The organism is Pedobacter sp. B4419, assembly GCF_059693725.1.
Map to the genome: position 1 here is coordinate 2,647,404 of NZ_JCASSL010000001.1, position 22,020 is coordinate 2,669,423.

Annotated in this window: 17 protein-coding genes; 5 read left to right on the top strand and 12 right to left on the bottom strand. The window is 42.7% G+C overall.

Annotation, left to right across the window (positions count from 1 at the left end; translation table 11 throughout):
• Positions 1 to 140: 140 nt before the first annotated feature.
• The 3 genes from AC570H_RS11005 (at position 141) to AC570H_RS11015 (ending at position 3,953) form a co-directional block, all read left to right on the top strand.
• Positions 141 to 2,558, top strand: coding sequence for a TonB-dependent receptor domain-containing protein (locus tag AC570H_RS11005; protein ID WP_497354647.1), 2,418 nt, complete (start codon positions 141 to 143; stop codon positions 2,556 to 2,558).
• 583 nt (positions 2,559 to 3,141) lie between these two features.
• Entirely contained in the window at positions 3,142 to 3,462 is a 321-nt protein-coding gene (locus tag AC570H_RS11010; protein ID WP_497354649.1) for an ArsR/SmtB family transcription factor, read from the top strand.
• Positions 3,459 to 3,953: an SRPBCC family protein gene (locus AC570H_RS11015; protein WP_497354651.1), complete on the top strand. Its 495-nt coding sequence runs from the start codon at positions 3,459 to 3,461 to the stop codon at positions 3,951 to 3,953. Before AC570H_RS11010 ends, AC570H_RS11015 begins: the two co-directional genes overlap by 4 nt.
• Positions 3,954 to 4,017: 64 nt before the next feature.
• On the opposite strand, the gene AC570H_RS11020 is transcribed toward AC570H_RS11015, so the two are convergent.
• The 3 genes from AC570H_RS11020 to holA form a co-directional block, all read right to left on the bottom strand.
• Positions 4,018 to 6,597, bottom strand: coding sequence for a zinc-dependent metalloprotease (locus AC570H_RS11020; RefSeq protein WP_497354653.1), 2,580 nt, complete (start codon positions 6,595 to 6,597; stop codon positions 4,018 to 4,020).
• A 283-nt stretch (positions 6,598 to 6,880) separates the two neighbouring features.
• Positions 6,881 to 7,240: a VOC family protein gene (locus tag AC570H_RS11025; protein WP_497354655.1), complete on the bottom strand. Its 360-nt coding sequence runs from the start codon at positions 7,238 to 7,240 to the stop codon at positions 6,881 to 6,883.
• 131 nt (positions 7,241 to 7,371) lie between these two features.
• Complete coding sequence (holA, locus tag AC570H_RS11030) at positions 7,372 to 8,397, bottom strand: DNA polymerase III subunit delta (protein WP_497354657.1); 1,026 nt, start codon at positions 8,395 to 8,397, stop codon at positions 7,372 to 7,374.
• Positions 8,398 to 8,606: 209 nt separating this feature from the next.
• On the opposite strand from holA, the gene AC570H_RS11035 reads away from it, so the two are divergent.
• Positions 8,607 to 9,068 carry a type I restriction enzyme HsdR N-terminal domain-containing protein gene (locus tag AC570H_RS11035; RefSeq protein WP_497354659.1) on the top strand — a complete coding sequence of 154 codons (462 nt, stop codon included), beginning with the start codon at positions 8,607 to 8,609 and terminating at the stop codon, positions 9,066 to 9,068.
• Positions 9,069 to 9,177: 109 nt separating this feature from the next.
• On the opposite strand, the gene AC570H_RS11040 is transcribed toward AC570H_RS11035, so the two are convergent.
• The 7 genes from AC570H_RS11040 to AC570H_RS11070 form a co-directional block, all read right to left on the bottom strand.
• Positions 9,178 to 10,368, bottom strand: a complete 1,191-nt coding sequence (locus tag AC570H_RS11040) for a Gfo/Idh/MocA family protein (protein ID WP_497354661.1) — start codon at positions 10,366 to 10,368, stop codon at positions 9,178 to 9,180.
• Positions 10,369 to 11,733: a 3-keto-disaccharide hydrolase gene (locus AC570H_RS11045; RefSeq protein WP_497354914.1), complete on the bottom strand. Its 1,365-nt coding sequence runs from the start codon at positions 11,731 to 11,733 to the stop codon at positions 10,369 to 10,371.
• Positions 11,734 to 11,767: 34 nt separating this feature from the next.
• A complete protein-coding gene (locus tag AC570H_RS11050; RefSeq protein ID WP_497354663.1) occupies positions 11,768 to 13,123 on the bottom strand; it encodes a Gfo/Idh/MocA family protein in 1,356 nt (451 codons plus the stop codon).
• A 717-nt stretch (positions 13,124 to 13,840) separates the two neighbouring features.
• Entirely contained in the window at positions 13,841 to 14,380 is a 540-nt protein-coding gene (locus AC570H_RS11055) for a hypothetical protein (RefSeq protein WP_497354665.1), read from the bottom strand.
• 3 nt (positions 14,381 to 14,383) lie between these two features.
• Positions 14,384 to 15,142, bottom strand: coding sequence for a hypothetical protein (locus AC570H_RS11060; protein ID WP_497354667.1), 759 nt, complete (start codon positions 15,140 to 15,142; stop codon positions 14,384 to 14,386).
• A 1-nt stretch (position 15,143) separates the two neighbouring features.
• A complete protein-coding gene (locus AC570H_RS11065) occupies positions 15,144 to 15,851 on the bottom strand; it encodes an energy transducer TonB (RefSeq protein WP_497354669.1) in 708 nt (235 codons plus the stop codon).
• Position 15,852: 1 nt separating this feature from the next.
• Positions 15,853 to 18,528 (bottom strand): valine--tRNA ligase, encoded by a 2,676-nt coding sequence (locus AC570H_RS11070; RefSeq protein WP_497354671.1) that lies wholly within the window; start codon positions 18,526 to 18,528, stop codon positions 15,853 to 15,855.
• 404 nt (positions 18,529 to 18,932) lie between these two features.
• Here AC570H_RS11070 and AC570H_RS11075 point away from each other — a divergent pair, with 404 nt between their 5' ends.
• Positions 18,933 to 19,301: a VOC family protein gene (locus tag AC570H_RS11075; RefSeq protein WP_497354673.1), complete on the top strand. Its 369-nt coding sequence runs from the start codon at positions 18,933 to 18,935 to the stop codon at positions 19,299 to 19,301.
• Here the strand turns inward: AC570H_RS11075 and AC570H_RS11080 are convergent.
• Together AC570H_RS11080 and AC570H_RS11085 are read right to left on the bottom strand one after the other, a co-directional pair.
• The gene (locus tag AC570H_RS11080; RefSeq protein ID WP_497354675.1) at positions 19,288 to 19,920 is read right to left on the bottom strand and encodes a Uma2 family endonuclease; all 633 of its coding nucleotides are present in this window, start codon (positions 19,918 to 19,920) and stop codon (positions 19,288 to 19,290) included. The genes AC570H_RS11075 and AC570H_RS11080 overlap by 14 nt on opposite strands.
• 29 nt (positions 19,921 to 19,949) lie before the next feature.
• Positions 19,950 to 21,902, bottom strand: coding sequence for a heavy metal translocating P-type ATPase (locus AC570H_RS11085; protein ID WP_497354677.1), 1,953 nt, complete (start codon positions 21,900 to 21,902; stop codon positions 19,950 to 19,952).
• Positions 21,903 to 22,020: the final 118 nt, after the last annotated feature.

Here is a 22,020-nt window from a genome sequence, read left to right on the forward strand (position 1 = left end):
ATGAAATTGATTTTTTGGCTGATGAGCGATTTCGACCGGAATAAATCACATTCCATCAGTTGAAACCCATAACTCGTCATATAAATTTAAAAGATTGTGTGCTAAAGTCAATTTTTGTTTCAGATCAATCCAATACAAACATGAAAATCCTAAGCCTAAAGCACATATTCGTATTCGCAGTCATTGCACTGTTTACCTGCCCTATCCGCTCGTTGGCACAAAACAATCCGCTGAGCATTCGTGGCCAACTGGTCGATTCGGCGAGCAAGGCGCCTGTAGAATTTTTAACTATTGGCTTATTAAGTTCGGCCGATAGCCTTTTGCAAACCAGTTTAAGCAAAGCCGATGGCACTTTTAGCTTTCTCCAATTGAAAGCCGGCAGCTACACTATCCGCATCCAAGGCATGGGTTATCGCAGCAAGCAATTAAAGTTGAATCTAAACAGCAACGAGGCAGTGCACAATTTGGGTCCTATAGCGCTGATCAGCGAGGCCAAAAATCTTCAAACGGTTAACATTACAGCACAAAAGCCCATCATCAAACAAGATGCAGATAAAATCACCTATGATTTACAGGCCGATCCGCAAAGCAAGGTCAGCAGTGTGTTAGAAATGATGCGTAAAGTACCTTTTATATCGGTTGATGGCAATGAAAACATACAACTGAAAGGCAGTTCGAGCTATCGCGTATTTATCAACGGCAAACCTTCAGGATTGGTAGAAAGAAATCCGAGGGATATTTTGCGCAGCATGCCTGCTTCTACCATTAAAAGCATCGAAGTGATTACCAATCCATCGTCTAAATATGATAGCGAAGGCCTAGCGGGAATTATCAATATCATTACCATCAAACAAGTATTTAACGGCTATCAGGCTTCGGTTAACCTGAACGGCAAAAGTCCGATTGGCGGTCCGGGAGCGGGTGCAACTTTGAGCCTGAAATATGGCAAATTGGGCCTTATCGCGGTGGCAGGTGCCAGCAGGTTTAATCAGCCCAATACTTTTTCAAGCATAAACAGATGGGCATCCGAAAATTCCCTCTTGCAACAAAGCAACCGCAAATCACATAACAACACGGCCTATTCGGGCGTCGAATTGAGTTATGAGCTCGATAGCCTCAGCCTCCTTTCTGGCCAATTGAACTGGAGCGGCAATGAGCAAAACGGTACAGGTTCCCAATTGAGCCAATCTTTCGTACACAACAACCTGATGCAACAGTATCTTTTAACCAACGAGAACCAGCGCAAGGGTAATGGGATTGATGCCACTTTAAACTATCAATTGGGCTTTACCAAAAACAAGAACCAGCTCATTACCTTTTCTTACCGCTACCTGCGTAACACCGGCAACCTTAACAACGATCAAGGTCTCGATCAAACCATCAACTATGACAATCCTGCCTTTCAGCAAAAAAACAATGAAGGTTTAACCGAACAAACTGCGCAAATAGATTATGTACAGCCTTTTGGCAAATTAACGATGGAAACCGGATTAAAAGGTATATTCAGAAACAACAATAGCGACTTTCGTTATTTAGGTTATGATGGGACAAATTTTACTTTGGATCCATCAAGATCAGACAATTTCGACAATAACCAAAATGTATATGCCTTTTATAATTCTTATGGCTACAATACCGGAAAATGGCAGTTTAGGGCTGGAGTAAGACTTGAAAAAACCACGATCGACGGCAATTTCAGTGCGGGAAAGCAACAGGTTACACAAAGCTACTGGAATGCCATGCCCCGCGCAGCTATCAGCAGAAAACTGAATGAGTTTAGCAACCTGAGCCTGAGTTACAACAAGCGTATCCAACGCCCGTCTATTAACCAACTAAACCCTTTTGTCGATCGCTCTAATCCAGATTTCGAGAGCACAGGAAACCCAGGCTTGCGTCCTACAACTAGCGATTTGTTGCAACTGGGTTATTTTCGTTCAAAAAAATGGACCTTTAATATCGAGTTGGGCTATATGTTCTTCAATAATGTAATTTGGCAAATCTCTACTTTTGATGCCCAACGCAACCTTACTTTAGCCTCTTACGAAAACACTTTTGAAGGTCGAATTGTCAAAACGAATATTTACCTTAATTACCCGATCAGCAAAAAATGGAACGTAAGCCTGAATGCCGACCTACGTCATGTCGATTTTTACGTAACAGTAAATGAAAAAGTAGTAAATAACAGTGGCGCTATGGCTTATGTCAATGTTGCATCGGGCTATCGCTTTAACAAGGGCTGGCGCGCCAATGCCGATTTTACCATGAACACTGGTGGTGTTTCGGGTGCGCAAAGCAATACCAACGGTTTTATAGGAAATTCCTTTAGCCTAAGCAAAGAGCTGTTGCAAAGCAAATTGAGCTTAGGTCTTGTTGTAAACAATCCTTTTGCCAAATTTAGAACCATAAACGACGAATTAAACGGACCAGGTTTTAGTCAGTTTACCAACAGCAAAACCTATTACCGAAGCCTCGGCGTAAGTTTGAATTACCGTTTTGGCAAATTGCAAACTGAAATCAAAAAGAACACACGAGGCATTAAAAATGATGATTTGCAATAAATATTTCTTTTTTACCACCTCAGACATCTTAGTTAGCCTTAAATCAATTTGTCATTCCGAGTGCAACGAGGAATCTAACTCGAGACAGATCCTTCACTGCATTCTGGATGACAAGATACACCAATACTCACATTCCCAACCGTTTCTATAAACGCTATCCATATCCCCCTTTGGAGGGGGCAGGGGGAGGAAAGAAACATTATTTTCACTATAAACATCGGATCAAGTCCCACATGATGTTCTTTTTCACCACCTCAGACACCTTAGGTTTCTTAAGCGGCAAACCTATGTGGCTATGTGGTTAACGTTTATATAATCCTTATTCAAGCAGATGTAATCAAGTTCTTAAAGGTGATTCTTTTACTACCTCAAACATCTTAGTTCTTCAACCACAAAATCAATCTGTCATTCCGAGTGCAACGAGGAATCTAACTCGAGGCAGATCCTTCGCTACGTTCTGGATGACAAACAGGCCAATAAAACCTTTAGCTATTATGACGATTCTATTTTTTTCAAAAAATATTTGCGAAACCGATCGGTTGCACTTATATTTGCAACTGAACGGTTGCAAATTATTAACAAGATGAGAAGAGACGTATTTCAGGCCATTGCCGATCCTACCCGCAGAGCCATTATCGCATTGCTTGCCTTTCAGGCCATGACCCCTAATGCCATTGCCGAAAACTTCGACAGTACCCGGCAAGCCATATCCAAGCATATTAAAATTTTAAACGAATGCCAGCTCATCGAGCAAAAACAAAATGGACGCGAAATCTATTATTCTTTTAACCCCCAGAAAATGAAAGAGGTTGACCTTTGGATGGAACAGTTCCGCAAACTTTGGGAAACACGTTTCGAACAATTAGACAACTTATTGGAAAACTTAAAACCTAAAAAATCATGACAAAGAGAGAAGCTATCTTTTCGAAAGAACCACAAAACAAAAAAATCACAGTCACCAGATCGTTCGGTGCGCCCCTATCAACCGTTTGGAAAGCATGGACAGCAAGCGAAATCCTAGACCAATGGTGGGCACCTAAACCTTTTAAGGCCGAAACCAAAACCATGGACTGCCAAACAGGAGGCCATTGGATTTATTGTATGGTAGGGCCTGAAGGCGAGCGCCATTGGTGCAAGGTCGATTACCATAGCGTAAATCCAGAAACACATCTCAACAGCAGTGCTGGCTTTTGCGACGAAAACGGCACGCCCAACCTCGAATTCCCCATCATGCATTGGGATAACCGCTTTACAGCCGAAGGCGATGAGACCAAAGTTTATATTGAAATCACTTTCGACAAGGAAGAAGACATGAACACCATCATCGGCATGGGCTTCCAAGAGGGCTTTACCGCAGGATTGGAAAACTTAGACGAATATTTAGCTTCACGCTAAACAAATAATGAACAAAAAAGCCCCCGGAGTTATTCGGGGGCTTTTCTATTTAAATAAAAATGGTTTAGTCTTTCTTGCTGTCTAATGCCGCTTCGATACGGTCTGATAAATCTTGCAAATGATATTTGCTCAAGGTATCGCCTTGCGAACCTGCAGCTGATTTGATGTTTTTGTCTAAATCGCGCAATTGGCCTTTCACTACCGATACTACATCGCTTTGCGAAGCCGATAAACCGCTAGGGATATTGCCTCCTCTTCCGGTTAAAATAGCATTGACAGCTGTTGGAGCTGGCGCAGCCGGTTTAACAATGGCAATCAGTTTATCCACATAAGCTTTTTGCAGGTTACGACGATACACATCGATGGTAGCATTTGATTTCAGTTCGGTAAAGATCGAACCGTTCAAATCGCTAAACAAATCGGTAATCTTGTAAGCGGTTGCACCATCTGTAGCTTCGGCAGCTACCAATTTGCTCAAGGTACTATTGCTCAACAAACGGCTTAGTGTAGAACCTTGCAATCTTGATGTTACTTCTAAAGGATTCTGATCGATATTGTCTAAAATCGATTGGTTTAACAACCATTTTGGTGTTACGAAAAGGTTTCTGTTCAAGAAATCCATCGCTTCTTTTTGTGTAGCGGCAGGTACGCGCTCATAAATAGCACCAGCCTGCTCAACAGTTTTAGGATTTTCGTAAATACCACCTACGTTTTTAGCTACATGACCCATGTAACGACCAAATTGTGTGGTCAGCTGGCCATACATATTAGATAGGTTCTCATAACCTTCGTTGGCTTCTTTGGTCCAGGCAGGCAATTGAGGCAAAATCACTTTTAGGTTTTTGATACCATAATCGCTCGCTTTCATGGCATTATCGCCTAAATCCTCATTTTGTGAATGTGGATCATCAGGATTAGATTCTGTACCAAACCATAAACGCCTGTTTTTAGCCGATTCGATCACCATTTTATTCAAGGCAGCAGTTTCATCGCCAGCACCTTTTGTATCTGGCATATATTTATAACCCCACTCAATCGCCCATTTATCATAATCGCCAATGCGTGGATACAAACCTTTTGAAGTAATGTTGTCTTCTGGCTGTGCCACATAGTTGAAACGCGCATAGTCCATGATTGATGGCGTGTGGCCATTTTCTTCTACCCATTTCTTGTTGCGCAGGTTTTCTACCGGAACAGTCGAGCTTGAGCCATAGTTATGCAATAAACCCAAAGTGTGACCAACTTCGTGCGACGAAACAAAACGGATCAAATCGCCCATCAACTCATCACTGAAAGTCACTTTACGTGCCCTTGGATCAACCGCAGCTGTTTGGATCATGTACCAATCGTGCACCAACTTCATTACGTTGTGGTACCAGTTGATATGGCTTTCCATGATTTCGCCACTGCGTGGATCTGCGATGCTAGGACCGCTGGCATTGGCAATTTCCGAAGGTTTGTAAACGATGGCCGAGTGGCGTGCATCGTCAATGCTCCATGTCGAATCCTGTTCTTTGGTTGGGGCGACCTTACCAACGATGGCATTTTTGAAGCCAGCTTTCTCAAAAGCCTTTTGCCAATCGTTTACACCGGCAATCAGGTATGGAATCCATTTTTTTGGTGTAGCCGGATCGATGTAATAAACGATCTGTTTAGCTGGCTCAACCAATTCGCCACGTTTATATTTGGCCAAATCTTGAGGTTTTGGTTCCAATCTCCAACGCTTGATCAAATCGATTTCCTTTACGCCTTGAGGATTCAAATCGAAGTCGGTATAGCCTACGGTAAAATAACCTACACGTGGATCGGCATAACGGGCCTTCATTGGCACTTTAGGCAAAATCACCATTGAAGTATTTAATTCAACTGTTGCCGAACCTGTAGAACCACCCGCACCGCCACCACCTGTAGGAGCACCACCACCGCCAAATGGAGATGGCGCAGCAGCCAAGGTATAGGTTTTTACGGTACTGATTTCAACGTTTGTTGGAAAACTGCGGATACTTTGAATGTAACTGCGGTCTGCCAACTGCGTACCCAACCTGAACCTTGTTTTAGACGCAGGCGAGCTGAAATAAAAGATATCGTTATCGCTATTGATATAGTCGGTTACATCGATTACGCTTCCGTTTTTATCAGGCGAGTAGGCCGCGATGTTAAAAGAAGCAGCAATTGGCTGGATGCTTGAGTTTTTTAGGTTTTGGTACATGGCTGTTGTACTATCAGGACTATACGTTCTGAAGCTCACCTTGCGCATGAAAATACGGTTGTTTGGTCCTTTATCGAAACGGATGACCGTACTACCGATCACATCGCCAGCATAACCTTGTGCGGCACGAACTTCGGCACCCGATTTGGCAATGCGGCTCACCACCAAAATGTCTCTGCCTAAAGTGGTATCGGCAATTTCAAAAAAGAACTTGTCTTCGATTTTGTGTGTAGTGATCATGCCCTTACGACTAAGTGCCTTATCGGTAATCACTTGATTATAAGGTTTTGGCTGTGCCCTTACGCCTGAGCCTAAAGCCGAGCCTGGTGCCCTGCGGGTAGTATCTGCTCCGCCACCACCTTGTTGTCTTACCTGTGCCTGGGTTACAGTAATAGCCCCAACAGCCAGTAAAATGGTTAGTAAATTTCTTTTCATGTAATAATAAGTTAATTGACAAGTAAATATAGATGGCCTGAAGCCCAATTAGCTTAAGTACGAATAACTTTATAGTTACAATGCCATAAATATTTATGCGAAAATCACCACGATGTGTGGCACATTAAGCGTTCGGCGTTGAACGCTTGGAAATCAACCGTCATGCTGAACTTGATTCAGTACCTATTTTTGAGAAGATCCCGGATCAGGTCCGGGATGACGCCCTTTGATAGCCTATAGATTTTCCCATCTTCCATCTCCCCTCCTCCATCCTACCTTTTACTTAGCCTTGAAACTCCGGATTTTCGATCAGGCCTACAATATTGCCAAAGGGATCGTAAATACTGCCTACCCAGATTGGTCCACCCACGTTTTTAGGTGCTTCGTGTACTTTTACGTCTAGAGATTCGATTTTCTCGAAGGAGGTTTTGATATCTTCAACGCCCCAATAGGTGATGGATTGATTTCCTGTTTGGTAAGTCGATGGATCCGGATCTAAGCCGAGTTCAAAACCACCAACATTATAGCCTACATAAAAAACCTCATCAAAATAAGGGGTAATTCCGAAAACCTGCAGGTACCATTCTTTGGCTTTTTCGAGGTCGTTAACATGATAAACGATAGTTCTGAGTCCTTGTAGCATAACTTGAAGAGTTTTTATGTGGTATGTTGTATGTTTTACGTTTAGCGTTTTGTTTAAAATCTAGAAAAGAACCCATCATACCCCCCATCTTACCTTCCCCTTCTTCCATTTTCCATCTTCCATTTTCCATCCTAGTGGATCATCTTAAACAGCATCTCCTTCAACAGCTCACCATCTGTGGTGTTTCCGGTACTGTCTAAGCCTTTGCTCTTTAAATCGTAGGTCCTGAGAATACTGATGATATCGAAGGTTTTTCCAATGCTGAATGTGCGGGCAGCCGATTCATAATCTTTAACAAAATAAGGATTGACCCCCAGTTCCTTGGCGGCATCGTTTTTATTGGGCAGGTAATGGTATTTAAGGATCTTGGTAAAATAGGCACTCAGATTGGCCATTACCATCACCATTGGATTTGCCTTTGGATTATCTGCAAAATAATTGACGATCTGGTTGCATTTGAGCACATTTCGCGTAGCCAATGCCTTCTGCAACTCAAATACATTATATTCCTTGCTAATCCCGATGTTCCTCTGGATATCATCTGTTTGGATGGTCGCATCTTTGCTAATGTTCAAGCAAAGCTTTTCTACCTCATTCGCAATTTTAGATAGATCAGTTCCTAAATATTCGGCCATCAGCGCAACGGCCTGCGGGGCAATTTTATAGCCCTTCTCTTTGATATGGTCTTCAATCCAAGGCATCAATTTGTAGTCGCGTACCGGGTCTGACTGAAAAACCACTCCATTATTGGCGATGGCTTTATAGATCTTCTTGCGCTTATCAAAATTAGCATATTTATAAGCCAATACGAGAATAGTGCTCGGCAAAGGCTTCTCGAAATAATTGAGCGCTACTTCGGCTTCTTTGCCACTACCCTCGGTTTCTTTGGCCCATTTCAGGTCTTGTGCTTCTTTTACCACGATCAGCTGGTATTCGGCCATCATAGGGTAACGCTTGGCCGCATTTAAAATGGTAGCCATATCGGTATCCTTGCCATAAAGCACGGTTTGGTTAAAGCCCTTTTCGCCATCGCTCAGCACATGTTTCTCCATGTAATCCACTACCTGATCAATGTAATAAGGCTCTTCTCCCTGCAACAGGTACAAAGGTTTGAATTTTCTTGCCTTTAAATCTTTTATAATCTCAACCGCGCTCATTGCCGTAAAATTACGATTTAAATTAGATTTGAGATAGTATATTTGCTCTTGAGTATAGCGAGTAGCAAGTATCGAGTATCAAGTAGCAAGATGGCTAGCTCGAATAACAATAGGCCAAATAAGCTATGGACTATTGACCATTAACTATCAACTAAAAACCGATAACTGCCAACTGATAACTGTCAACCAACAACTGATAACTGCCAACGATGCCCTTTAATCCCACACCGCTTAACTTACCACCACATCCTTTTAAGATTACCCAAAAAGACGAGGTGTATTTCATTTTTGATGAAATCCGTAAAAAGCACCTGGTATTAACGCCCGAAGAATGGGTAAGGCAACATTTTATCTGTTTCCTCATTAAAGAAAAAGGGTTCCCGGCGACATTATTGCAAATTGAAGGTGGTTTAAGCCTTAACCAAACACGCAAAAGAAGCGACATTTTGGTTTACAACAACTTGGGCCAAAAGATCATGGTTATTGAGTGCAAGGCGCCTTCGGTGGCCATTACCCAAGCCACGTTCGACCAAGCTGCACGTTACAATTCGGTGTACAAAGCACCTTGGCTGGTGGTAAGCAACGGCTTGCAGCATTACCATGCCCAAATAGACCATGCCAACAGCAAGTTTCTGTTTGTAGCTGAGCTGCCGAACTATAAGGATTTATAATTTTCAATTAAATATGTCAGTCTGAGCTGTCGAAGACCGATCAATACGACGTTTCGACAAGCTCAACGTGACAAATATTTTATAGAATTCCACAACAAGTCTGCCACCTTTAAGAATTGTACTCCTTTTTCCACGATTGTTTTTGCCCTGAATAAATGGCTTCGTTGCACATGGCTACGCAAATAGAGGCCTTGGTGCCCGTATCGATGTTCGAAACCGGCACAATTCCTTCTGTTATTGCCTTGTAAAAAGCATTTAAGGCATAATTGGTACCGTCAATGGTTGGCTTCTCTAAAATTGGGATGCCCCCATCGGCGTTGGGCGCAATCTTAGTGGCGCTGGTTACGCCATCAACAATACCTAATTCTTTGGCCAATGCCTTTTCGGGATAAAAAGTACCTGTATTGGTTAATAAGGAAACCGAACCTTTGGTCCCTTTGATCTTAAACAAATAACCATCATGGGCATTGCCACAGGTAGCGCCAAAATTACCAATCATCCCTGCATTTTTATACCTTAACGTAGCCTGCACATTATCGTAGGTTTCCCTGCCATCTTTAAATACATCGATGCCTCCGGTTCCTATAATCTCATCTGGCTGGGTATCGAAGGCCCAATTGATGAAATCGATTTGGTGCGAAAGCAGTTCGGCCGGCAAGCCTCCAGAGTATTCCTTATACATGCGCCAGTTGATCTGTCTTTCTAAACTGGGGTCGGGCACTGCCCTTCGCCAGTTTCCGTTCCTGTCCCATCTACAATCTATTTGCGAAACCTTGCCGATATACCCACTCTGGATCATCTCCTTCACCTTAAAGTACAAAGGCGAATAACGGTACTGATAGCCTACCTGAAACACCTGTTTAGGGTATTGCTTCACCAGTTTTCTCAAAGCAATTGCCTGAGCAGTATCGTAGGTCATTGTTTTTTCTACATACACATGTTTACCTGCAAGTACCGCATCTTTTGCAATTTTAAAATGCATGTTTAGGGGCACGGCGATAAATACGGCACTGATGTTCTTGTCATCGAGAATTTTGTGGTAGTCTTTGATGGCTTCGGCCGAATCGGGCACATAGGGTTTGGTTTCAGTCAACCTGAAATCGAGCACATCGCAATAGGCGGTTATTTTAAACAGCTCGGGCATCTTTTTAATCACAGAAAGTACGCCCTTGCCACGATCGCCGCAGCCAATCATCGCTATTTTGATAGGCTCGGCAGCCAGGTTTGCCATCAACTGGTCAGACAATAGCAAACCCGACCCCAATAAAGCCGATTTTTGAATAAAACTCCGACGGTGCATTTACAAAGTCTTGATTTTAATACTTCTAAAGCTCACCTTATTGCCATGATCCTGCAACAGCAAATGGCCCTTAGGTGCTTCGCCAAAATTTTCCCAAACCTTATACTTGCTTAGTGCCACCAGTTTTTTGAACTCTTCAGAACCTCTATTATATTCCAGCACTTTTACGCCGTTAAGGTAATGCTCTACTTTGTTGTTCGGATAAACCACCACCCTGGCACTGTTCCAGGCTCCAATTGGATGCAAGAAACGAGCTTCTTTTTTGGCGGTGATCAAATCATATAACGAAGCCAAGGTTCTGTTGCCATCTCGGCCCAGTTTCGCATCTGGGTGCCTTTCATCATCCAATACCTGATACTCAAGTCCAATAGCCGATCCGGTATTCTTTTCGGCTAGTGTAACAAAATATTTTAGGCCACTATTTGCACCTTCAGACAATTTAAAATCGAAAGAAAGGTCAAATGCCGAAAACTCTTCTTTGGTTACAATATCGCCACCATTGGTCGATTCTGCACCATTTGATGGCAGCACCGTTAATTCGCCATTGGCAATGTCCCAGCCTTTTGCCGGAAAAGCGGTTTTATAAGCGCCAATCCATCCGGTATTTGTTTTGCCATCGAACAACAAACGATAGCCATTGGATTTCTCGTACGCCGAAAGTTGATTTGGGGTAAAATTCACCGTATAAATACCCTTCGGAAAAGCTTGAGGTTTTAGGTTTTCCGTTTGGATATTGATGTTTTTAAAATAAACTTTTTTGCCATCCAGTTTGAGGTTATTACCAATGCCATGCACCTGCAACCCGATAAAGCCTTTTTTGTCTACCGTATCAATTACATAGGCAACAGGAACTCCGTTTACCCAGGTTTTGGTTTCATTGCCAATGCATTCGATTTTATAGTGGTTAAACTCCTCAACTTTATAGGCCGATGTTGCCTTCGGATTAAGTGCTAACGGATAAAGCCATTGTCTGCGGGCTTCATCATAAATGCCACCCGTCCATGCCCTGGCCGATGGGTCTATTTCCATTTGGCGACCATAAACCATTCCTTTGCCTTTATTACCGGCCGGATCAAAATGGCTCCTGGTCTGCACGCCAGAATTGGTTTCGGTACCTTCTAGTTTTACATCTAATTCCAAGATGAAATCACCATACTCTTTTTCGGTTACCAAAAACGAATTGGGCGATCCTTTAGCCATGGTACCGATGATCATGCCGTTTTCTATGGCATAAGGGGCCGAACCTACAATGGCTTTCCAGCCTTTTAAGGTTTTGCCATCAAATAAAGGAGTAGTTTTTTGTGCTTGTACAGCCGTGGTGAGGCCAAGCAGGGACAGCGCTAAGGTAATTGTGTTTAACTTCATCATATTGGGGATTGTAAATGATAGGTTTGGTAGATTAGTATTTAAAAATTTTGCCATTGGCCATTACTTCCTGCTTTTGCTCATCGAAGGTAGCTTTTGCTCCGGTATGCACCGCAGCATTGGTCATGATATTAGCTATAGAATGGTAATAACCGGCTTCCACTGGCGCATTTGGCGTTTGTCTGCTGCGTACGCATTCCATCCAGTTGCGCATGTGACCCGAAGTAAGCGCATCGCCACCCATGCTGGCGCCAGTAGCGGTTTTGATTTCTTTTTTAGAAAGGTCGAAGTTGCCCAAAAGGTTGGCTTTCATGCCCATGGCAGCGGCTTCTTTTTCGCCCAGTCCGCCCTTTGGCGATACTTTATTGGTGATCAAATTAAGCTCTCCTCCGTTCGAATAATAAACTTCGCCCACATCGCCTACGCTATTTTGCATTCTCGAGGTGAAAGTAACCTGAAAACCATCGCTGGTATCGGGTTTGCCATAATCAAATACGGCCACCATGCTATCCCAGTTTTTGCGCCCGTCTTTCCAAGTGTAAATTCCACCATTGGCTACTACGCTACGCGGATGCTGCAGTTGCGTAAACCAGTGCACCGTATCAATCTGGTGCGACATCCATTGGCCCGGCATACCCGATGAGTAAGGCCAAAACAAACGATATTCCAAATATTTGCGCGGATCCCAGGTATCGGCAGGGCGATTGAGCAAAAAGCGTTTCCAATCGGTATCTTCCTGTTTTAGTTTTTCTACCAGGGATGGCCTGCGCCAACGTCCTGGCTGGTTTACATTCCAAACCAGATCAACAGCGGTAATGGGACCAAATTTACCTTCTTGAATATAACTGGCGGCGTTTTTATAATTTTCGCCACTGCGGCGCTGCGAACCGATCTGTACAATTTTATTGCTGGCCTTAACCGCTTTCAACGCTGCTTTTGCATCGTCCATGGTTTCGGCAAACGGCTTTTCTACATAGGCATCGCAACCTGCCTTTACCGCTTCTATGGTGTGCAGGGCGTGTTGAAAATCAGCTGTACTGATAATAACGGCATCCAAATCTTTCATGGCATACAGTTCGTCGTTATTGCGACAGCTCTGCACATCGGATCCCAGTTTTTCTTTGAGAAAAGAGGTACCCAAATCCCTGCGGTACGACCATAGGTCTGAAAGCCCAACGATATCAAAGTTCAGTTCTTTGTAGTGGTTTTGGAAACAAGGGAATAGCGTTTCCCTAAATCTATCAGAGAAGGCAACTACGCCAACCCGAACCCGATCGTTTGCGCCAATAATTCGATTATAGCTTTTTGCGCTTGTACTAAGCGTACCGGCATAAGTAGCGGCTGCAAGCAATGCTGATTGCTTGATAAATGTTCTTCTAGTGTGATCCATTTCAGAACGATAAATAAATGAGTGAAAAAGTTTATCCGGCAGGTTAATCGTTTAACCTAATCAATAATAAGATTTTTCGTTCATAATTAATAGCCTGACAGATAATATTTTAATTACAAAGCTACTTGGGCTTAGCTAATTGCCAAGATGGTTGATTAAAGGCGGAGGGTTGAGGGAAGAGGTAAGATGGATATGGAAGATGCATCAACTGAAAACCGGCAATTGCAAACTCCATCTATTCTGTTAATCTGTGGCTAAAAATATTGGAAACAGTATTGTTGTGAAGAAGAACGCCAATTTCCTATTTTATAGAAAAGCTAGTGAGCATTCCATTTGAGCGTCAGTCCCGCTCTCCTTTCAAGTCCTCGCCTCGTACCTCGGCTTCGGGCTTTCCATGCTATCGGGTTTAGGAACAGGTGCCTATACAGCTATTATCGCATTGCCTACCGTTAAATAAGAGTATTGCTCCTATCAAATTCCTAAACCAAATTGTCATCCAGAGCGAAGTGAAGGATCTGATTTAGAAAGAAGAACTGTGCTTATTGGATTCCTCGCGCGTCGGAATGACAAAAATTGTCATCCAGAACGAAGTGAAGGATCTGATTTAGAAAGAACCTACTTATCGGGTTCCTCGTACGTCGGAATGGCAAACGATACCAATAAGCTAATGACCAATTAACCAATCCTCCAATGAACCAATGACACCAATGAACCTTTTTATAAAGGCTTTACTGCTGTAATAGAAAAGGTGTATTTGCCAACATCGTAGCCCTTAAAATCAGACACGTTGATAAACTTCACATCGGCTCTTTTACCTTGCTTGTATAAATTGCCACTGATGGTGTATTTTTTATCCAATGCTACCGTTTTCACAATATCATCAGGCATAATGCCATTAACTTGAAGCTGAATATAATTCAACAAAGAACCTTTTGGTCTTGCCTTATCGTTATAACCTACAAATTTGGCTAGCTTAAAAGTTTGTCCGCTAACAATGGTATCAGTCAGGCTTTTCAGTTGCAAAGGCATATCCTTTAAAAATCCTGGCTCATTGCTCAGCCTAATCGCCCAGCGCTTAAAGTTCTCTGTAGTGGTATCCAAGCTGGTCTCATCTTTGGTCCAGTCGGGATTTTTGGCAATAAACTCGTTTAGGTTTTGCTCGATAAAAATAGTAGAGCTGTTTGTTTTTTCTTCTGCTTTTTTGCTAGTACAGGCAACTAAAACGGCTACTGCAAGGATCAAAACTAATTTCTTCATGTTTTATCTTTTTGAGTTGACAATTATTTTAACCAAAGCTGGATCATAAATCTTAAAAGCGGTTTGGTTCGATTGTACCAAATTGGCGGTAAGCACAGCATTCACTTCTTTAGGGTACGACTTCATTTTAGGCAGGGCAAAAACACCTCTTACACAAGGAATTTGATTGGTTAAATTTCCTCCATCAAAACTCATTAAAGTACCTGCGTTTTTACCCGCAAAGCCAATCAGCATTACTGGCTTGCCATTTAACTTGTTTACCAAAGAAAGCGGACTGCCCAATTTTAAACCATTTTGAAGCACATAAGTTGAGCCCGGCTGATCGATGATTATATTCTGGATCGTTTCGTAAGGCTGCGCGCTTTCTTGCCAGTTAATGGTCAACTCGCCAGCTGTACCCTTCCAAACCTTGGTAGCGAAGGTATGCTGAAACACCCCATTCACAAAAACCGAATCCAGCTTTACGTTTTCCTTGCCTGCCTTGCCTATTACGTCCTCATAAGTATCATCAAAAGTGATTTTCCCCACGCCTTCGCAGCTCACCACAATATTGTTCGGATTTGGTTTTAAGCTTGTACCAGCAACTGTTGTACTGTCAATTGGCGGAGGTGGCGTCTCTGCATCTTGGCTAATAGATGCATCCAAAATTACCGTATCTGGCTGTTCTGCCTTCTTTTGATTGCTCTGGCAGGCCACAAAACATAATGCCAATCCTACAAATACAAGCTTAAATTCTTTCCTGTTAACCTTCCAAAAGTTCATATCAATTTAGCTTAAACACAATAGGCAAACTATAAGATGCCCTAACCGGATGTCCTTTTAATATAGCGGGATTCCATCTCCTAAGGCTAATCAGTCTTTTTGCTTCTTCATCCAAGCCATGCCCCAAGCCTTTATCTATTTTAACATTAGTTACCTTCCCATCTTTATCCACGATAAAAGAAAGCAATACTTCTCCTTCAATTTTATTCTTTCTAGCTGCTTCCGGATAAATAGTGTTTTCTTTCACAAATTGAGAAAGTTTTTCTAAACCTCTAGGATATGATGGCATCAAAATATCTGGCGTTGCATTGTTGTACACTGTCGTATCTTCAGCTTTCCACTCCTGTCGAGGAGACTCCGACCAGGTATAAGGGATGCTACTATTTCGCTTAGGTATAAACCTTACTACGCCTTTAGCTCCTGCTTGACCATAAATAGTTATGGCTTGGTCTTTAGTCAAGACCTCAACAAATTCTATTTTAGATACATCCCAAGGCTTGAGTACGGCAACTGTAGCTATTTCTCCGTCAACTATCACAATCGGTTTTGGATTTGCTTTTAATAGGTTCTGGTAAACAGAATCAATACTTTTAGAAGTAAAGAATGTGGGTATTTTCGATTTAGATGAATCTTTCGTTTGACTTACTTTTTGGGCATACAAATTGGTTCCAAAAATAATGCAAACAGCTAAAATCAGTGCTTTTTTCATATTAACCCTCCAATGTCGCTAAGCTCTCGGTAATGATTGCGATTTTAGATTCGGCATCAGCTTTTTTGTTGCGTTCGTTGGCAATGATCTCAGGCTTTGCATTCTGTACAAAACGCTCATTGCCCAATTTCGCATCAACCGATTTCAAGAAGCCTCGCAGGTATTCCAATTCTTTAGTCAGGCGCTCTTTTTCTGCATCAGCATCAATCGTATCGCCTAAGCTGATAAAGAACTCGTCGTTGCCCACCATAAAACTGGCCGCACCAGCAACTTTATCGTTTACCAATTCTATTTGATCGATGTTGGCCAATTTGAAAATGATGTTTTCCCATTGCTGGTAATCAAGGCCTGAATTAACTTTGATGGCCATTGGCAATGCCTCTTTTGGCGAAAGCTGGCGCATGTTTCTTACATTTCTGATTTCAGAAACCAAACCCTTTACCAATTCGGCCTCTTTTAGCAGTTGTTCATTAACCTGACCAATTACCGGATAATCGGCTACGATACAGCAATCCATTTCGGCTCGCTCGCCAAACAGCTCATCATGATACAATTCTTCGGTTAAGAAAGGCATAAAAGGATGCAACAACCTTAAAATCTGCTCAAAATACTGGATGGTTATTTGCTTGGTCTCGGCATCAATAGGGTGTTGGTACTGCGGCTTGATCATCTCTAAATACCAGGCACAGAAATCGTCCCATACCAATTTATAGGTGGCCATTAAGGCTTCTGATAAACGGTATTGCTTAAAGTTCGATTCGATTTCGGCCAAAGCTTCGCTGAAACGGCTTTCGAACCAGGCAATGGCTTTTTGGTTAGGGTTAGCTAATTTTTCGTCAACTTCCCATCCCTTTACCAAACGGAAGGCATTCCATATCTTATTGGCAAAATTTCGGCCCTGCTCGCAGTAAGCTTCATCAAACATCAAGTCGTTTCCTGCCGGAGACGACATCAGCATGCCTACCCTAACCCCATCGGCACCATATTTTTCGATCAGTCCTATCGGATCAGGCGAATTGCCTAACGATTTAGACATTTTTCTGCCCAACTTATCACGAACAATACCAGTTAAATACACATTGGTGAATGGTTTTTTACCCGTAAACTCACGTCCAGCCATGATCATTCGGGCTACCCAGAAGAACAAAATCTCTGGTGCCGTTACCAAATCGTTGGTTGGATAGTAGTAGTTGAAGTCTTTATTTTGAGGATCTTTAAAGCCATCGAAAACCGTGATTGGCCATAACCACGACGAAAACCAGGTATCAACCACATCCTCATCCTGCTTGATGAATTCGTCGGCCTGTTTCCTAAAACCTGCTTTCGATTCTTCAGACCAATCGCGGCGCTCTGGCACGCGGTTAATCAATTCTTCAATAGCCTCTGCTTTTGTTTTGGCCACAACCGGTTCTTCATGCTGGAAATACCAGGCCGGAATACGCTGCCCCCACCACAACTGGCGACTAATACACCAATCTCTCACATTTTCCATCCAGTGGCGATAGGTATTGATGAATTTTTCGGGGATCAGTTTTACCTCTCCATTCAATACATCTTCCAGTGCCGGTTTAGCCAATTGGTCCATTTTGCTGAACCATTGCAATGACAATTTAGGTTCGATCACCGCATCGGTACGTTCAGAAAAACCTACCTGCGATTTATAATCTTCAACTTTCTCCAGATGCCCACATTCTTCGAGCATTTTGGCAATCTTTTTACGGGCCACAAAACGGTCTTCACCAATAAGGATTTCTGCCTTATCGTTTAAAGTACCATCATCGTTTAGGATATCGATAACCGGAAGCTTATGCTTAACGCCCAATTCATAATCGTTCAAATCGTGCGCCGGAGTAACTTTCAAACAACCAGTACCAAACTCCATGGTTACGTACTCGTCTTGGATCACCGGAATTTCACGGTTGATCAAGGGCACAAAAACCTTTTTGCCATGCAAGTGGGTATAACGCTCATCGTTGGGGTTGATACAAATCGCACTATCGGCCATAATGGTTTCTGGACGAGTAGTTGCGATGGTTAAGAAGGTTGAGGGCTCACCTTCGCCTTTAACCTCATATTTGATGTAATATAGCTTTTGGTTAACTTCCTTACGGATTACTTCCTCGTCGGAAACGGCGGTTTTACCTGCAGGATCCCAGTTTACCATGCGCACGCCACGGTAGATATTTCCTTTTTTGTACAAGTGGATGAAACTATCGATTACCGCTTCAGACAAATCTTCTTCCATGGTAAAGCGTGTCCTGTCCCAATCGCAGCTCGCACCTAGTTTTTTAAGCTGTTCTAAAATAATGCCACCGTATTTCTCTTTCCACTCCCAGGCATATTTCAAAAATTCTTCACGACTCAAATCTTTTTTGCTGATGCCTCTTTCTTTAAGCATCGCAACAACTTTTGCTTCGGTAGCAATAGACGCGTGATCCGTTCCAGGTACCCAGCAGGCATTTTTGCCTTGCATACGGGCCTTACGGATCAACACATCCTGAATGGTATTGTTGAGCATGTGCCCCATGTGCAATACACCGGTTACGTTTGGTGGCGGAATGACGATGGTATAAGGTTCACGTTCATCAGGTGTTGAATGAAAAAACTTTTTATCCAGCCAATAGCTGTACCATTTGTCTTCTGCGGCCGTAGGGTCGTATTTTGTGGAAATGCTCATTTATATTTGTATCGATTAAATCACAAAAATACGATTTTAGGGCGAATTTTTAAAGCGGAAAAGCATTCGCAGTTCTCAATTTTCAGTTGACAGTTTTTAACCGCAAAGGGACAAAACTTTCGCAAAAAACAGACGAAGAAATGGGCTATGGAAGTATGTCATCCAGAACGAAGTGAAGGATCTGTTTTTGAGCTAGCTTCTTCATTATCACTTCCATTGAATGATAAACCTTATTGGAGCGGACACGGATTGCAATGGAGTAAAGCGGAAAGAAGGGCTACAATTGCCGATAAGCAACGCCACTGGTTTTCCAAATAAAGATCAGTCTACAGCTAAACCACATTAACCTTAAAACTTTACAAACTTCCCTTAATTTTGTAATTTAGAATAGATTAAAACCAAGCATGAAACTAGACCGATTAACCCCCAGCATCTCTACTAATCAATTTGCAGCAACCATCGAATTTTACACCCAAATACTTGGCTTTTCATGCCTAACAGATGAGCCAACCTATTGGGCTTTTCTGCAAAAAGACAATGTACAACTCTTCGTGAGCTTGCCCAATGAACATATTGGTTTCGAAAAAGCAGTTTTTACAGGTTCTTTTTACTTCAACACGCCTAACGTTGATGAGATTTGGGACGAACTCAAAGACAAAGCCAAAGTTTGCTATCCAATCGAGGATTTTGATTATGGCATGAGGGAATTTGCCATTTACGACAACAATGGCTATTTATTGCAGTTTGGCCAGAATTTGCCTACAAATCAGTAAAGACCTCATCTAGGTTGAGGCTAAAGCCCGGCAAAACACCTGAAGTAACTACCTCGCTTAGGGTATAGATTTTTGAAGGCTGATAGCGACCATCGATTAAAGTATAAATTAAGATGGTTTGATCGCTTTGGCTCACCACCCAATATTCTTTTACGCCAAACTCTTGATAAACCTGGTACTTGTACAGCAGGTCTTTTTTGTTGTTGCCTGGCGAGAGGATTTCGATGACGAGATCGGGCGCGCCGATACAGCCTTTATCATCGAGCTTGCTTTTATCGCAGATGACGCAGATATCGGGTTGCAACACGGTGTAAATGGCTTCGTTGGCTGTACTCTCTTTTGGAAAGCGCACATCGAAAGGCGCCGAATAAGCTTTACAGGAATAGTTTTTCAAAAAAGCAACAATTGGAAAGAACAGATTTCTTGAAATTTCCTGATGCACGCGAGATGGCGCCGGACTCATTTTAAAAACCTTGCCTTTGATCAGCTCAACGCGATCATCGAAAAGCCAATTGAGGTAATGGGCATAACTGTAGGTTAGCGACAGGTCAATATCATTGAACTGCCACACCTTTTTACCGTCATCTTCTGGGATTTTATATTTTATATGCTCCTTCACAAACCAAATATACTAAAATAAATAGCAAATTAAAACTTCATTTTCTGAATTCTAATTGCATTTAAAATAGCCAGAAATGCGACTCCAACATCGGCAAAAACAGCCTCCCACATGGTTGCAAGTCCGCCAGCACCTAAAATAAGTACGATCGCTTTCACCACAAAGGCCAACCCAATATTCTGATAAACTACGCTCTTGGTAGCTTTGCCAATTTTAATAGCCGTAACAATCCTGCTTGGCTGGTCGTTCTGGATTACTACGTCTGCAGTTTCAATAGCCGCATCGCTGCCCATTGCCCCCATGGCCATGCCTACATCGCTGAGCGCCAATACAGGTGCATCGTTAATACCGTCGCCTACAAATGCCACACGGTTGAGCGGATCTTTTTTGATTTCTTCTAATTTGGTTACTTTATCTTCTGGCAATAAATCGCCAAAGGCCTGATCGATGCCTAACTCTTTGGCCAGTTTCTGCGTAATGGCCGTTTTATCACCACTCAGCATTACTACCTGTTTAATTCCGTTGGCATGTAATTCATCTACCGCTTGTTTGGCATCCGATTTTACTTCGTCGGCAATAATTGCATAACCGGCGTACTTGCCATCAACAGCCAAAAGCACAATGGTTTCTACCTGCTCGTTAATCAAATCTGGATATTCGATATTGAGCTTTTTAAGCAATTTGGCATTACCCGCGCCTACTTGCTGTCCTTCGATCATAGCCGTTAATCCGTGGCCCGCAATTTCTTTCACATCGGCCACCTTGAGCAGTTCCTGATCGCCATAATGGCTTACAATGGCTTTGGCTATCGGATGGGTAGACTGCGATTCCAATGAAGCCAGCAAGGCCATAAATTTGGCTTCATCGATTTCGGCTTTGATTTCTTTTACATTGAATACGCCTTGGGTTAAGGTTCCGGTTTTGTCCATCACCACCACATTGAGCTGGGTAATTACATCGAGAAAATTAGAGCCTTTAAATAGAATTCCATGCGCTGATGCCGCCCCGATGCCACCAAAATAGCCCAATGGAATAGAAATAACCAAGGCACAAGGACAAGAGATTACCAAAAACACCAAAGCTCTGTACAACCAGGTCTGAAATTGGTAATCGGCCACTATAAAATAGGGAATAGCGACCAAAGCCACTGCCAAAAAGAAAACAATAGGCGTATAAATCCTGGCAAACTTGCGGATAAACAATTCGGTTTTGGCTTTTCTAGAAGTTGCCGACTGCACCATTTCCAAAATGCGCGACAATGCGCTATCAGCAAATTTCTTCGTCACTTTTAAGGTAACCACCTGATGGAGGTTAAGCATACCCGCCAAAACAGCTTCATCTTTGCGGATGGTTCTCGGCGTACTTTCGCCAGTGAGCGCCGCTGTATTAAAACTGGCACTATCGCTCAGCAGTTCACCATCTAGGGGCGCCTTCTCGCCTACTTTTAGCTGTATGGTTTCGCCAATGGCAACCGTATCTGGCTTTACGGTTTCAAATTTGCCCTCGCGTAAAACGTTGGCTACATCTGGCCTTACATCTAACAGTGCCTTGATGTTTCTCTTGGCTTTCTCTACCGCAGCACCCTGAAACAATTCGCCAATGGTATAAAAAAGCATTACGGCAACTGCCTCAGGATATTCGCCCAAGGCCAAAGCACCAATCGTTGCCAGCGACATCAAAAGGAATTCTGTAAAAATATCGCCTTTGGCTATGGTTACCACAGCTTCTTTCACTACAGAATAGGCCACAATGGCATAGGCAAGCAAGTACCATACGATACGCAGGTAGCCTGTAAAAAAGCCCAGCTTAAAATGATCGAAAGCAATGGCACTTAGCAAAAGCGCCAAACTTAAAATCGCCGGCAAATAGGTTTTGATGGAGGAAGCATCACCATGGTCGTGATCATGGCCATCATCGTGGCTATGCGAATGGTCATGGCTGCAGCAGCCATCTGTATGTGGGGGATGTTCGTGTTTTTCCATTTCTAATTTAGAATTATTCAAAATTACATATTAAATCACTAAAATGAGGTTTTCAAACTGCTGATTTTTAAGCTTGCACAATAAAAGATGTTAAAATATGTTAAATAAGATATAAAAG